The organism is Anditalea andensis, from assembly GCF_000714815.1.
Lineage (GTDB): Bacteria > Bacteroidota > Bacteroidia > Cytophagales > Cyclobacteriaceae > Anditalea > Anditalea andensis.
The window spans coordinates 81,651-96,109 of sequence record NZ_JMIH01000004.1 but is presented as its reverse complement, the minus strand read 5'-3'; the positions used below and the strand labels follow the sequence as shown (position 1 = coordinate 96,109).

Annotated in this window: 11 protein-coding genes; 5 read left to right on the top strand and 6 right to left on the bottom strand. The window is 36.8% G+C overall.

Annotation, left to right across the window (positions count from 1 at the left end; all coding sequences use genetic code 11):
• Positions 1-103: 103 nt before the first annotated feature.
• Positions 104-757 (bottom strand): hypothetical protein, encoded by a 654-nt coding sequence (locus EL17_RS00605; protein WP_035068626.1) that lies wholly within the window; start codon positions 755-757, stop codon positions 104-106.
• Positions 758-1,577: 820 nt separating this feature from the next.
• On the opposite strand from EL17_RS00605, the gene EL17_RS00600 reads away from it, so the two are divergent.
• Together EL17_RS00600 and EL17_RS00595 are read left to right on the top strand one after the other, a co-directional pair.
• Positions 1,578-2,339: a 3-keto-disaccharide hydrolase gene (locus EL17_RS00600; RefSeq protein ID WP_035068985.1), complete on the top strand. Its 762-nt coding sequence runs from the start codon at positions 1,578-1,580 to the stop codon at positions 2,337-2,339.
• A 142-nt stretch (positions 2,340-2,481) separates the two neighbouring features.
• On the top strand, positions 2,482-3,333 hold the full coding sequence (locus EL17_RS00595) for an alpha/beta fold hydrolase (RefSeq protein WP_035068623.1): 852 nt from the start codon (positions 2,482-2,484) through the stop codon (positions 3,331-3,333).
• A gap of 6 nt (positions 3,334-3,339) precedes the next feature.
• On the opposite strand, the gene mog is transcribed toward EL17_RS00595, so the two are convergent.
• Positions 3,340-3,861: a molybdopterin adenylyltransferase gene (mog, locus tag EL17_RS00590; protein ID WP_035068620.1), complete on the bottom strand. Its 522-nt coding sequence runs from the start codon at positions 3,859-3,861 to the stop codon at positions 3,340-3,342.
• 531 nt (positions 3,862-4,392) lie between these two features.
• Entirely contained in the window at positions 4,393-5,019 is a 627-nt protein-coding gene (locus EL17_RS00585; protein WP_035068618.1) for a carbonic anhydrase, read from the bottom strand.
• A 609-nt stretch (positions 5,020-5,628) separates the two neighbouring features.
• On the opposite strand from EL17_RS00585, the gene EL17_RS00580 reads away from it, so the two are divergent.
• Positions 5,629-6,585: a CobW family GTP-binding protein gene (locus EL17_RS00580; RefSeq protein WP_164674882.1), complete on the top strand. Its 957-nt coding sequence runs from the start codon at positions 5,629-5,631 to the stop codon at positions 6,583-6,585.
• Positions 6,586-7,157: 572 nt separating this feature from the next.
• Here the strand turns inward: EL17_RS00580 and bioB are convergent.
• The 3 genes from bioB to EL17_RS22995 all read right to left on the bottom strand — a co-directional run bounded on the left by bioB (position 7,158) and on the right by EL17_RS22995 (position 11,104).
• Entirely contained in the window at positions 7,158-8,237 is a 1,080-nt protein-coding gene (gene bioB / locus EL17_RS00575; RefSeq protein ID WP_035068612.1) for a biotin synthase BioB, read from the bottom strand.
• 269 nt (positions 8,238-8,506) lie between these two features.
• Positions 8,507-9,736, bottom strand: a complete 1,230-nt coding sequence (locus EL17_RS00570; protein WP_084166059.1) for a Bcr/CflA family multidrug efflux MFS transporter — start codon at positions 9,734-9,736, stop codon at positions 8,507-8,509.
• Positions 9,737-9,985: 249 nt separating this feature from the next.
• On the bottom strand, positions 9,986-11,104 hold the full coding sequence (locus tag EL17_RS22995) for a GAF domain-containing protein (RefSeq protein WP_084166058.1): 1,119 nt from the start codon (positions 11,102-11,104) through the stop codon (positions 9,986-9,988).
• A 554-nt stretch (positions 11,105-11,658) separates the two neighbouring features.
• Here EL17_RS22995 and EL17_RS00555 point away from each other — a divergent pair.
• A complete protein-coding gene (locus EL17_RS00555) occupies positions 11,659-12,972 on the top strand; it encodes a M16 family metallopeptidase (protein ID WP_035068607.1) in 1,314 nt (437 codons plus the stop codon).
• A 3-nt stretch (positions 12,973-12,975) separates the two neighbouring features.
• Entirely contained in the window at positions 12,976-14,376 is a 1,401-nt protein-coding gene (locus EL17_RS00550) for a M16 family metallopeptidase (protein WP_035068605.1), read from the top strand.
• The last annotated feature ends 83 nt before the right edge of the window (positions 14,377-14,459 follow it).

Here is a 14,459-nt window from a genome sequence, read left to right as displayed (position 1 = left end):
CTGTGGTGTATTGGTTCTATTTGCATCAGCAATCTAATGTGCCTTTCATCATGTAATATACTACAGGATAAAAAATTAATCTGAGTAATCTGTATGACGCATTTTAACCTTTTAACCGTTTCTTTAAATTAATTAAATCACCCTTTTTAGCTAAGAGCTGCCAAGCACTTAATTCCACTGATTTTACCTTCCATACTTCTGGTAAGGTAAATTTACGGTGTGTAAAAATATACATCAGCAGGATGTCAAAGAAACTACCTATTATAAAAACTCGGTCCAATAATGAAGGTTCTTTTACTTTGAACCCGAACTTTTGTATGGTCCTTTTAGATAGAAAGTATGGAGCCGCTATTATTTTTTTATTTCTATGAATGCTTCCGTTTTCTATATCGTGGATGATTCTTAACAGACCATTTACCACTTCAGTAATGATATTTAATTTTGAGCGGCTACCAAAATCCCTTAATGAAAAATGCAATATAAAGTCAAAGGTGGTGCCCGTATGTAGTTCAACGGCGGAGGAGTCAGAAGTATTCGCCATCAGAAAGTGGCTGTAATAATGAAAAATTCCTAAACCTCTCAGCAATGGAGTTAGGCAGAACTGTACTAGTGAAAATATCAAGGGAAATAAAAGCAAATTCCAAAGTGAGGCAGCTATCAGTTTGAACCAAATCGCTATTGAAATTAATAATAGCAAAGTCATCCCTAGGCCAAAAGCAGTTTGGGCATTTTTGTTTTTTAGCAATTGTTCTTTCATGGGCAGTGAAGAAAGCAGTTTTCGTAGAAGTAACCTAAGTTTAAATCAATATCTTTATCACATATTTGTAAAGTCATATGCTATTGTGATGTTTTAAATCTGTTAAATATTATAGCTGATCTAAATGGCAGTTTTACGGAGAACCTAGCGGATCCATGGGTAGCTTTATGTTGTAGCCTACTATACCTTTACTTTCATTTTCTAGGATAGTTACTTTGCGACTCGTTTTTACAGAACTTTACCCATTTATATTTACTTTAACCTTGGTGGATGTAAAATAGGTATCGGCTTGAAAATCAGCATAACAACGTCTTCAATCTATTTGGAGCTGTTAAGCATCTAAACTTAATCCGTCTAGCTCTATCTTTATCGGTGCCTGGAAGTGATATAGCCGTCCTCTCTTATAGGGATCTCAAAGGAAAAAGGAAATAAATCTTTATCTAAAAAAAATATCAATATCTTTTGAAAAGGGGAGTAGATAAAAACATATTCACCATCTGACTTTACTGGCGGCTATCTTTTCATCCTATCGTACTTGAAGTCCAATAGAATGAAGCGTTATATTGTTTAAAAGGATGATAGATTTCATTGGCGCAGAAACCCAAGCTAAATAACTTTTTTTCATATTAGACATTTATGTAGGAAGAAACCTGATAGGTATGTCATTTAGGATGATCGAATTTTAGGTGTAGATAAATTATTTTATAGTTCCGTTTAGGATATTTGTGGATGGTATAACTTCTTTTGACTATTTTAGTAGCGGTAGTTCACCTGGCCATTCCTTATCAGTTTATCTTTTGTACTAAATTCGAACCCAGTGATCAAAATATTTTCAATATCATTAATAATAAATGTTATATCCATCCTGACCTCTTTAGGACAAATAGGTGTAGGTGCTGTCAAACCAGAAGGTGCTGAAATGCTTTTTGATGGTTCCCGGGAATTGCTTGACCAGAAGTGGGAATACTGGCAAGGCCCTCGTCTGTCAGCTGAACCTCCGATCAAATGGCAGGTGGTCAATGATCCAGTAGATCAGGGAACGGTCATGGACAGTAATGATCCCGCTGCGGCTGGTGGTGTTTATGGGGCTGCTGATATAGTTACAAAGGAAAAGTTTGAAGATTTTCGCTTGCATGTGGAGTTTTTGGTTAAAGAAGAGGGGGGTAACTCTGGCGTTTATCTTCAAAACAGATATGAGATACAGATACTCGATGGTGACTACGGACTACACGGAATGGCCGCTATCATCAATGAACACCTACCCACTCAAGAAGCCTATAATGGTCTTGGTAAATGGAATGCTTATGATATATTATTTAAAGCGGCAAGATTTGAAAATGGAAATCGCACAGAACCTGCCAGAGTAACCATTTATTTTAATGGTAAAAAAATACATGATGATAAGGAGATCAAGCAAGTCTGGGGAGGTCCCAATTCAGGGCTTGACGGAGGTAATAATGGTGGCCAAGACATCACTGATCAGCCCGGAGGGATAAAGCTGCAGGCAGAGGGTCATCATGTGCTTTACCGCAATATCTGGATTGAAGAAAAAAACCTGGATGGCAAAAGGACCGGATTTTAAAATTCAGGCAACAATATTTCTACTATTTTCATTGGATATATTATCATTTGGATAACTATAATGAATGGGACATGTTATCATTGTGGGTATTCATAGGATTTTGTTCTCCTAGGTTTTTTTATCTTTTCCTTATCTACATCAAATGCAAATCAGCTATAAATTTCATAAAGTCAACGGTATAAAATTGCATGTCCTTCATGCAGGAGAGCAGCATAAAAAAGTTGTTATATTATTACATGGTTTTCCTGAATACCACCAAGGGTGGAAGAATCAGATCCCCTTTTTAGTAGACCTGGGTTATCATGTTATAGTACCCGACCAGCGAGGTTATGGAGAAAGTGATAAACCCAAGGGGGTAAAATCATATATATTAGCAGAGCTCATAGAGGATATCGTACAGCTGATCGATAATGTCACTCAGGATAAAATTACCTTGATAGGGCATGACTGGGGAGGTGGAGTGGCTTGGACACTAGCGCAGCAGCATACCGAACGCATCCATAAATTGGTTATCCTTAATATGCCGCATATTCAGGTAATGAAAGATACACTCAAGACCAATTCTGAACAACGTAAAAAAAGCTGGTATGCAGCTGTCTTTCAATTGCCTTTACTTCCGGAAATAGTCATTGGTTTATCTAATTATAAATTATTGACAATGAGTCTTCAGAAGACCTCCAGGAAAAATACATTTTCGGATTTAGATCTAGCGGATTATAAAAACCAATGGGAAAGAAATGGTAGTTTGACCTCTATGCTGAACTGGTATAGAGCATTTTTCTTTAACAAATTAAATTTCGATAAAGAGATCACTATTCCTACTTTAATTATTTGGGGAGCTAAAGATAGCGCATTAGCGGTAGAGATGGCTTATGATAGCATTGAGAAATGCACCAATGGTAAATTGGTAGTGCTGGACCATCTTACCCATTGGCTCCATCATGAAGATCCTAAAACTGTAAATGCTGTAATAGGTGATTTTGTTTTAGAATGATAAATACTAAGGCCGGTAGATTTTGATTTTATTTTGGTCACATTCCAAGTAGGGGCCACCTATCAGATCTATGCAGTAGGGTACAGCAGGAAACACAGCTTCAAGACACTGTTTAATAGCAGATGGTTTTCCAGGCAGGTTGATGATCAGACTAGCATTACATATGCCTGCAGTCTGTCTGGAAAGTATGGCGGTAGGTACATGCTGTAAGCTTATTTGCCGCATCAATTCCCCAAATCCTGGCAACATTTTATCACATACGATCTCTGTCGCTTCGGGGGTGACGTCTCTTTTGGCCGGCCCGGTTCCTCCTGTTGTAATGATTAGACAGCAATTATTGGCCACCATTTCCTCCATGACGGATACTAAAATTTCGAGCTCATCAGGTACGACCTTATAGTCCGATTCCCAAGGATTGATGAGTGAGTCATTTAAAAACCGAATAATTTCACTACCTGACTGATCATCATATATTTTCGCAGAGGCTCTGTCTGAAGCGGTGATGATTCCTATTTTTACTGTTTCCATATTTACCTGTGAAGATAGAGGATATTCGTTTTATCAATGCGCACCATCAAAAATAATGTTATTTGTATAAGGGTGAGTGATAATATTATAAATTTATTGATTTCAAGTGGCCATATTCTTCTTAACGTATTTACCATCAGTAGGGTGAAAAATTAACTCTTTAACCGATCATTCATTATTATCCACTTATGAGGGCTTTATTTTCATAAATGATTTACTTGATGATAATTTATAGAGGATTCTACTATTTCAATTGATAAGCGTCAATGCTGCATGCTTTGAGGTTTCAAAAAAAATCAATATAAGGATTATGCATTTATAGGGAATTATTTTAAACTATAGTGATAATAAAAATGAGAGAGTCGAAAACATATGTCATCGACTCTCCCATAATTTTTAAATATAATTCTATTCCTGAAGTTTGATTTTTTTATATAACACTTATACGGTTATTATACCTAGCTTCACTAGTCTGCATTCTAAATGAAATGCTCAGTGTAACAGGCTGAATCTACCTAGTATAGGTTCTCTTTAATCGAGGTGATAAATCTCCATCACATCATCTAAAATTCTTTTAAAGTCAATTTTTAGATCAACCAGCTTGCCAGAATGAATATCAAAAACCCAACCGTGAATATTGATTTTCCTGTCTCTATAAGCTCTTTGGACTGCTGCGGTTTTGATTACATTAATACATTGCTCTTCCACGTTTAGCTCCACCAATCTTTTATATTTTTCCTCTTCGTCATCAATAGCATTGAGTTCATCTTTATGAGTACGGTATACATCTCTTATATTTCTTAACCAAGGATTTAATATACCCAGATCTTGAGATTGCATAGCCGCTTTTACTCCTCCACAAAAATAGTGTCCGCATACTACAATATTGTTAACTTTCAAATGCATCACGGCATATTCTATCACTGACATGACATTCAAGTCGGTATTGGGAACCATATTAGCAATGTTCCTATGAACAAATACATCCCCGGGGGCCACACCCATAAGTTCCTCAGCTGAAACCCTACTATCTGCACATCCTATATATAGAATGTCAGGGGTTTGTCCTTTGGAGAGGTTGCTGAAGTAGGATGAATCTGTATTGATCTTACTCTGAATCCATTCTTGATTATTCTTGAAAATTTGCTCAATATTCATAAAACTATATTATTTCGTATAAATTAAATATTCATTTGGTGCAAAAGATTTACTCAATTTTTGCATGCCCGATTCTTAAATATACATTAAAAACGAGCTAATTCCAAAATGGTTTCCCTTTACATGATGGACCTAAGTGAGGATTACAGGACCATCGGGAATGATTGGAGAGGCAATATATTCTAATCATAGTAATTAACTAATGATGATGGTTAATGTAAAGATTTAACAATATATTGCTTCAATAGTTTTCGATAAAAAAATTGGTTCTCTTTGTTCAGGTATTTAGGCTGTATAGGGGCATATTTTTATTCTGTAAATGAGTTAATTTCATTTGTTTTATTATAGTACTAGTTCCAGTCAAAGTATTTCATGTTAATTTTCGGTATGTGGGTAATCATCTGATCCTTTACTTCTTTACAGGCATATAGCTTGATATGAATTCTCAATTATTTATAGGCATTTGGATATATGATCTTGAGTTATGGTGCTTTGTACGGAGTCTACAGTGACTTATAAAAAAAAAAATTACCAATAATTTTCTGTCTATAAATACATAGATAAAAAATTGTCAGTAATTTGCAATATTGTTGCGTAAATGATATGATAATGGATAGAGATAGAATAAAAATTTTTCTGATTACCGGCTTTTTGGGATCAGGTAAAACCACATTTTTAAATGTGCTTTTAGATCATTACAAAGCTGAAAAAAATTTTGTGATAGAGAATGAATATGGAAAAGAATCAATAGATGCCGTACTGGTGAAGAAAAATTATAACCAGCTTTTTGAAATGAATAATGGCTGTTTGTGTTGCGTACTCGACGACGAACTTTTATCAGTTTTGGAAGAGCTTATTTCACATCCTGAAGCACCTGATAATTTATTCATAGAGGCATCAGGGGTGGCGGATACAGGGATATTAGCGTCTGTGTTTAAAAGAGATGATATACAGAAATTCTTTGAACTGAAAAAAATAATTACCATCGTGGATGCGGAAAATATTGAAGACAGATTTAATGAAGTAGTGGAAGCGGAACGTCAAGTCAGTGCGGCAGAACTACTGATTATCAATAAGATGGATTTGATCAATTTAAGATATGCGGACATTTTAACAAATCGTCTTAAAACAATCAATCCATTTGCTACCATTGTCACTGCTACTCAGGCTAGTATTGAACTAGGCATTTTGAATGACCCTCCATCACGGAATTTTACTGATCATATCAATAGTGATCTGCCACATACTTCTCATCTCAAAAGTATCCTTATGACCTTTGATTATCCATTTGACATGCAAAAGCTGTATTCTATTTTAACTGTTTCTCTTTTTCTTCATTATCACCAGATATATAGGATAAAAGGTTTTGTAAATTTGGATAAAGAAGATGGGAAATTTCTCATACAATCAACCGGAAAAAAATTATCAATTACCAAAGAAGGGGAATGGCCAGAAGACGAACCTGTACAGTCAAAAATTGTAGTCATCGGTAAAAATATAGAGCGAATAAGTTTAGAAAGGATGTTTAATAAAGCTTATCCTAATAAAAGTTATTCAACTTATTGATATAAGGGAGTATGATTATCGCAAAGATGGGTTCGTATAATATATTGGAAAATTTTCGGGTAAATCCTTATGATTTTGACCTGTGATTGAGGGGAACATTATTAGTAGAGTATAATAGGAAGCTGGTTTTGAATTTAAGAAGTTGCATAATAGTTAAAAATTACGCCCGGGGATTGAAGCTAGTACAGTAAAAGCTTTACTAATGAAAACAATTGGGATAGCCTGGTGCCAATGCTGAAAGTAAGCTCCTCAGCATTAAAAAAATGGTTGATATAATTCAGTAGGAGATCTCCGTTTCAGGTTTCTTCATTGCTGTCAAGTAGCTGTAGGGGCAGTCCCTATTAGTTAAAGATAATAACCATGGTGAATAGGGTATATAAAGGTTGGGTTTATGGATTTTATGTATTCGGGGCACACATGGCCATGCCCAGTAGCTTTAAAAAGATAAGATGTTTAAAGTAATTTCGCATAGGTGGTGATTAGGATACCATATACACCCGGACTTTTTTTTTAACTCTTAAATTATAGCTACATAGGCATATGGACCTTTGAATGCTCATATATAGGCTAAATCAGATTTGATCCTTTTTGGATGCCCGGATGTTTCTTTCAATAACATGACCTGGTCTTGTCCACTTAGGTTTTTCATTCAGCGCTGAAGAAGTAGCCGTCTGTTCTACAGGTTCTCTTTTAGCATGTTTTTCAAAAGGGGACTGTGTCTTGATGCCCAGTAAGTTGAAAAGCTCGTGGTCTTCATTTGAATCAGGATTTGGCGTGGTGAGCAATTTATCTCCTGCAAATATGGAATTAGCCCCGGCCAAAAAACACAAGGTTTGGCCTTCTTGGCTCATTTGTGTCCTTCCAGCTGAAAGACGTATTTGGGTATGAGGCAGTACGATCCTAGAGGTCGCTATCATTCTTACCATATCCCATATAGAAACCGGTTTTTCTTCTGCCAGTGGAGTGCCTTCTACAGGGACCAGTGCATTGATAGGTACACTTTCTGGCTGTGGGTTCATATTGGCCAGTATTTTTAGCATACCGGCACGGTCCTTAAGACTTTCACCCATACCTATTATACCTCCCGAACAAAGGGTAATGGAAGTTTTGCGTACATTGTTTATGGTAGATAGACGGTCATCAAAAGCACGTGTAGATATTACTTCTTTATAATACTCTTCAGAGGAATCTATATTATGGTTATAGGCATATAATCCGGCTTCCTCCAATCTTTTGGCTTGATTCTCGGTCAGCATACCTAATGTACAGCAAACTTCCATATCCAACTGAGTGATTGTCCGTACCATTTCCAGTACCTGGTCAAATTCAGGCCCGTCTTTAACATTTCTCCAGGCAGCACCTAGGCAAACCCTTGATGAGCCGGCTGACCTTGCACGTAAAGCTTGTGCTTTAACTTGCTGTACATCCAAAAGCTGATTACCCTCTACACCAGTGTGGTACCTAGCTGCCTGTGGGCAGTATCCACAATCTTCAGGACAACCTCCGGTTTTGATCGATATTAAAGAACTTACCTGTATTTTATTTGGATCATGATGCAGACGATGCACTGTCGAAGCATCGTATATTAGGTTTAAAAGTGGGGTATTATAAATTTCTACTATTTCGTCTATACTCCAGTGTTTATTGTTCATATTTCCATTTCTAAAGTGCGATAAAAAAAAGCGAAATCTAAATTAATGTAAAAATTCTAAAATCTTTACTTTACCTAATGAAATGAAAGCTTATATTAATTTTAATCCATTCTATTCTCTTAAATTTATGGCCTTAATTTATGGTTCAGGGTGGATGTAATAAAACTAATATAAATACAATGTTTTGTATGCGTTTAGACTGATCACTTTAAATTATAGGAACTTAAACCACAAGCTAGTATGTACTCTAATCTAAAAATAGAAAAGCATTAAGCATGCTCGATTTCATATGTTTTATGGGATGTGTCCGGAATTCTCCTATCCAGTTTAATTACTATAAATCCGCCTAAAGCACAAATTGACATCCCTATTACCATAGGTAATGCAGTACTGGAGTGAAATAAACTTACACCAGCAGATACAAGTCCTCCTATGGCCATCCTCATGCTGCCTAATAATGCTGAAGCACTGCCGGCATTTTTTGTAAAAGGGTTTAAAGATAATGCTGCCGCATTAGGACTGTTTAAACCATGAGCAGTTAAAAATATAAACATCAGTACCACCAGCCCCAATACACTGAACCAACCATTATAAACCCCAAATACCAAAGTAATCCCTACAATGACCTGGTAGTGTAATGAAAAATGAATGATCTGCTGACTGGTGAATTTTCTCAAAAGAAGGTGGTTAAGCTGTGTGGAACCGATCATGGCAAAAGCTAAAAACGCAAATATCCATCCATACTGCTGCTCACTAACCCCATATATATTCATAAATACATCAGCCGAACCTACAATATAGGCAAAAGGTGCCGCTCCAGCTATCCCACCTACCAGCATATAGACTAGGAATTGCCTGTTTTTAAAAACTTTGAGATAATTATTATATACTTTTTTCGGTTTTAGAGAAATATGTGCATTTGGAGCTGAGCCGTCTGGCAATACCCATATAGCAGCCAGCCAGATCAGCAGGGTCAGCACGGCCAGTATGATAAACACAATGTGCCAATCGTAATATGCTGTCACATAACCACCCACTGTAGGCGCTATCATAGGGGAAACTGCTATTACCAATGTAAGTAATGATAAAATCTGGGCTGTTTTGGTGACCGGAAAAAGGTCTCTTACGAGGGCCTGTGCAGCTACCATACCGGCACATCCGCCGATGGCCTGTAGCAGCCTCATGACAATGAGGTTCTCTACAGATTGGGAAAAAGCACACCCCAGTGAGGCTATTAAATAAATGCCCAATCCCACATATAAAGGTTTTTTTCTGCCAAACTTATCTAATAAAGGCCCATAAAATAACTGTCCTACAGCTATACCAATAAGATAAGCAGTCAATGATAGCTGAACATTAGAAATGGAAGTATTCAGATCTTCTGCCATGGCCGGAAATCCGGGTAGGTACATATCTATAGAAAAGGGGCTAATCGTAGCTAGCGCACCCAATACGATAATTATGCCTGTATTTTTAATTTTTGTATAGCTTTTTTCCACTGTGGTAATTTTTCATAAAAATCTCTTCGTGGTAAACAGCTCTAATTTTTATTTAGTTCTTTAAAAATATTGTTTGTTATTAATAAATCTTGAACAAAATATCTGGTTTGGTGGGGAATTGTTAATATCAGATTTTCTTTATGTATGCATGTATGTACTTTATATCATAATCAATCGTAGGATTATCGATTGCATACTATAATAGAGAGTTTTTTTAATCTGGTTATTTATGGAACTTAGCTATATAAATCATTCACCATTGTAAGGACTAAAATAATCTAATTTCTTTTCGCAGTAAGCTTTATTCAATTTGTGCAGATAGGTGTCCATTTCTAATGAAGTGTTTTGGATATGCTGAATGATATCTGAAAGCGTATGATGATCTATGTGATTAGGATCCAGCATTCCGGTCAATCCCATCATAGTAGCTACAGGTTTGCGCATGACGTGCGAAATATCGAATATAATCTGTTCTAAAGTTTCTATGTATTTTTTCTTTTCTGTGATGTCCTGAAAGGTGCCATATAAAATAACTGATCCGTCATCTTTCTTTTCAGGTTTGGCCCTGGCCCAGTGCCAAGAGGTAATACCGGTATCGGTAGCTATAACCCTGTATTCTATATCCCACATGATAAGATTGGTAAATGCACTGAATAGTGTTTCCTGCACCATGGCCACATCCTCAGGATGAACCACTTCGAAAGCTATTTCGGGATTCTTTTTTAAATCCTCTATATCCAGATAAGGATGTACTTCTTTGATGCCTTCACTTAAAAATGTGAACGACATCTTACCTTCAGTGTTCATTTCCAGTTGATAAATCACACCTGGTGCCTGATCGGAAAGTTTTTTTAATCTTATAGAACTGTTTTCTATAGTATTATTCTGTTCCGCTAGAAGTTTTTTGGTTTCCAGTATGTTCATTACTTTTTTCGCCAGCAGTTTGAGAGCATTTAACTGACTATCTGAAATATTCCGCGGCTGATTGTCTATTACACATAATGTGCCCAATACATGCCCTTCCGAACTTACTAAAGGCGCACCAGCATAAAAACGGATGTAGGGGTTTCCCAAGACTAGAGGGTTGTTGTTAAATCTCTTGTCTGTTAAGGGATCATTGACTACCAGTAAATCATTAGGATTAGTCAGGGCATATTTGCAGAAAGCATCCGCCCGGGGTGTCTCATTGATCACAAGGCCTTTTTTAGCCTTAAACCACTGACGTTTATCATCTACAAAGGTGATCAGGGATATGGGTGTGTCACAGATAGTAGAAGCTATTTCTATAATATCATTAAGTTCTTTGTCGGGAAGGGTATCTAAAACTTGATAGGATTTTAAATCTAACAACCTTTTTATTTCATTCATACTATTTGATAGGCAATACAGAAATCAATATCTATTTACCACAAATATATTTAAAGAAATAAATAATCCAACTTTATGGCAATATGCTCATATAAGGACTACGGAGTATTATGAACTATTTTATGCGTTAAAATGAGTTATTTAATGTCCATAGTGCAAATTTATGTATATATCACAATTTTATATATTTCTAATTATTTGTATTTTTGATTAGGCCCAAACCTGAACTAAAAAAAATCAACCCTAGTATAAAAAATACAACTTGGGTTTTCCAGTCGACATTGGTGTCATCCAAGAAAAGAAAAGCAGCGTAAATGAGTCCAATGATTCCTAGAATAGTAAGTAAGGGTCCGAAAATCCGTTTTTGATCCATATAAAAGTTATTAAGAATAATATGCTTTCAAAAATTTTGCCAAAAGACATCCAAATCCGTAAAGCCAATAGGCGGATATTGGAAGTGCATGCCAAAAGACCCCGTTTATTTTACCGTGGTAAAAATTAGAACAAACATAAAAACTACTATATTACACCTTAAAACCAATTACATACTATTAATGAAGAAAATATTATACCTCTTATATGTATGTATCTGTATGCCGGTGATGGCACAGATACAAAGTGATGATGTGCAGTCTTTTACTCTGCAGAATGGCATGAAATTTTTGGTAATGGAAGACAGCTCTATTCCCAATGCGAATATGTACATTTTTTATAAAGTAGGTTCGAGGAATGAACACCCAGGTATAACCGGTCTTTCGCATTTTTTTGAACATATGATGTTCAATGGATCGGAAAAGTACGGTCCCAAAGAATTTGACAGGGTGATGGAATTTAATGGCGGGGCCAATAATGCCTATACGACCCAAAATGTAACGGTGTATACCAATTGGTTTCCTGTCTCGGCTATGGAAAAGATCTTTGATCTGGAATCAGACCGAATCGGACATTTAACTATAGACTCTGCCATGGTAGAAAGTGAGCGGGGGGTGGTGTTATCTGAACGCAGTACCGGGCTGGAAAATTCACCTTGGAGGATGCTAGGTGAAGCTGTAAATGCCACCGCTTTTCAGGAACATCCTTACCATTGGTCAGTGATAGGGTATGAATCTGATATTAAAAATTGGACCAAACAGGATCTAGAAACTTATTTTCAAACCTATTATGCCCCCAATAATGCTCTAGTAGTCATATCAGGAGACGTGAAGACTTCTGAGGTAAAAAGGCTCGCCAAAAAATACATGGAACCCATACCGTCGAGTAAAGAACCGAAAACTGTTCATCTGATAGAGCCGGAGCAAACTGGAGAGCGAAGGATTACTGTCCAAAGGGAAGTAGCCAGTCCATACATGATGATCGCTTACCATACACCAGATACACGTCATGATGACTATTATGCATTGGATATTTTAAGTTCGGTTTTATCCAGCGGTAATACTTCCAGATTATATTCTGCCCTGGTAGATCAGAAACAATTGGCGACTTCTGTGTTTACCAGTTTTGGCGAAAGTTTTGACCCCAATCTATTTGAGATCTATGCGGTATCTGCCAAAGGCATCGAAGAAGATGTTTTGGAAAAGGCCATTTATGAAGAATTGGAAAAGATCAAAGCAGAAGGGATTACTGAGAGGGAACTTCAGAAAATTAAAAATCAAAAACTTATGGAGTTCTATAACCAGATTGAAACCATAAATGGCAAATCCAATAATATCGGAACTTATGAGCTATTCTTTGGCGACTACAAAAAGATGTTTGATGCGCCTGCGGAATATGAAAAAGTAAGTATGGCAGACGTATCCAGGGTGGCCAAAGAATATTTCAAGAAATCAAACCGAACTGTAGGCATTTTAAAAGCCAATGTAGAAGATTAAATTATGAAAATAACAGCTAAATATATTTTGCTAGTCTGTGTTGCTTTATTTGGAACGTTTGCACTAGCGCTGGCACAGGATGCTAATTTTAAAGTGCCAGAATATGAGAAGTTTACTTTGCCTAACGGTCTGACAGTCTATTTAATGGCACAGCGTGAAGTACCTACCATCAGCGTATCTGCCGTAGTTCCTGCCGGAGCCATATACGACGGGGAGAAATCAGGCTTGGCTGCCCTCACAGCATCAGGGCTGCAGTATGGTACCCTAAGCTATGCTAAAACACAGATAGAGGAAGAACTTGATTTTATAGGAGCCACTCTCAATACTTATGCATCCAAAGAATCAGCTGGATTATCAGCAAAATTTGCCAATAAAGACCAGGATATTGTTTTTCCTATAATCAAAGAGGTCTTGACTGCTCCAATATTTGATGAAGAAGAGTTTGCCAAAGAACAGAAAAGAGTGCTTTCAGGATTAGAAAGGGCTAAAGAAAGTCCACGGTCAGTTATCAATTCTTATTGGGATAAGTTTATTTTTGGAGACCATGTTTATGGCAATGCCGTAAGTGGAAGTCCATCCACTGTAACAACTTTTACAGCGGATGATCTCCGATCGTTTTATAAAGCCAATTATTCTCCTTCAGGAAGTGCCATAGCCATAGTAGGGGATTTTGATGCTGCGAAGATGAAAAATAAAATAAGTGAGCTATTCATCGCATGGGAAAAGCCAGCTGCAGACCAGCATAATATAGTTTCCGAAGCTGTACCCACTTTGGACCATTCTCGCGTTTTATTAGTTAATAAAGAAGATGCGCGGGAAACTACTTTTCTGATAGGGGGACTGGGGGTAAGGCGTGATAATCCAGATTATGTAGCCATCCAGGTAGTAAATACGGTGTTTGGAGGCAGGTTTACTTCATGGTTAAATGATGAACTTAGGGTCAATTCAGGCCTGACTTATGGCGCTAACAGTAGGTTCTCACCTTTAAAAAATGCTGGCACATTTGCCATTTCCACCTTTACAGCTAATAGTACAACAGGAGCAGCCATAGACCTGGCATTATCCGTATTGAACAAGTTGCACCAAACAGGTATCGATGAAGAGACCCTCACATCTGCTAAAAACTATGTAAAAGGCCAGTTTCCTCCCAATTATGAAACTTCCGGACAATTGGCAGGGTTGCTCACACAGATGTTTTGGTATGACTTTGACGAATCTTATATCAATAATTTCCAATCCAATGTAGAGGGTATGACTACTGAAAAAGCTGCTGATATAGTAGAAAAGTATTTCCCTAAAGATAACATTCAATTTCTGCTGATCGGAAAAGCTGAGGAGATAAGACCTATCGCTTCCAAGCTTGGAAATGTCATAGAAAAAGATATTAAAGCAGATGGCTTTTAATTTTGTGTTTTTACATCCCTTCACATACAGGTGAAGGGATTTATATTTAAAACCGGTCAGTTTTAACAGCTTAATTTGATTTT

What these genes read in the sequence shown, in the direction of transcription:
- EL17_RS00605 (WP_035068626.1), bottom strand. Translation starts at nt 757, where the DNA reads ATGAAAGAACAATTGCTAAAAAACAAAAATGCCCAAACTGCTTTTGGC.
- EL17_RS00595 (WP_035068623.1), top strand. Translation starts at nt 2,482, where the DNA reads ATGCAAATCAGCTATAAATTTCATAAAGTCAACGGTATAAAATTGCAT.
- mog (WP_035068620.1), bottom strand. Translation starts at nt 3,861, where the DNA reads ATGGAAACAGTAAAAATAGGAATCATCACCGCTTCAGACAGAGCCTCT.
- EL17_RS00585 (WP_035068618.1), bottom strand. Translation starts at nt 5,019, where the DNA reads ATGAATATTGAGCAAATTTTCAAGAATAATCAAGAATGGATTCAGAGT.
- EL17_RS00580 (WP_164674882.1), top strand. Translation starts at nt 5,629, where the DNA reads ATGGATAGAGATAGAATAAAAATTTTTCTGATTACCGGCTTTTTGGGA.
- bioB (WP_035068612.1), bottom strand. Translation starts at nt 8,237, where the DNA reads ATGAACAATAAACACTGGAGTATAGACGAAATAGTAGAAATTTATAAT.
- EL17_RS22995 (WP_084166058.1), bottom strand. Translation starts at nt 11,104, where the DNA reads ATGAATGAAATAAAAAGGTTGTTAGATTTAAAATCCTATCAAGTTTTA.
- EL17_RS00555 (WP_035068607.1), top strand. Translation starts at nt 11,659, where the DNA reads ATGAAGAAAATATTATACCTCTTATATGTATGTATCTGTATGCCGGTG.
- EL17_RS00550 (WP_035068605.1), top strand. Translation starts at nt 12,976, where the DNA reads ATGAAAATAACAGCTAAATATATTTTGCTAGTCTGTGTTGCTTTATTT.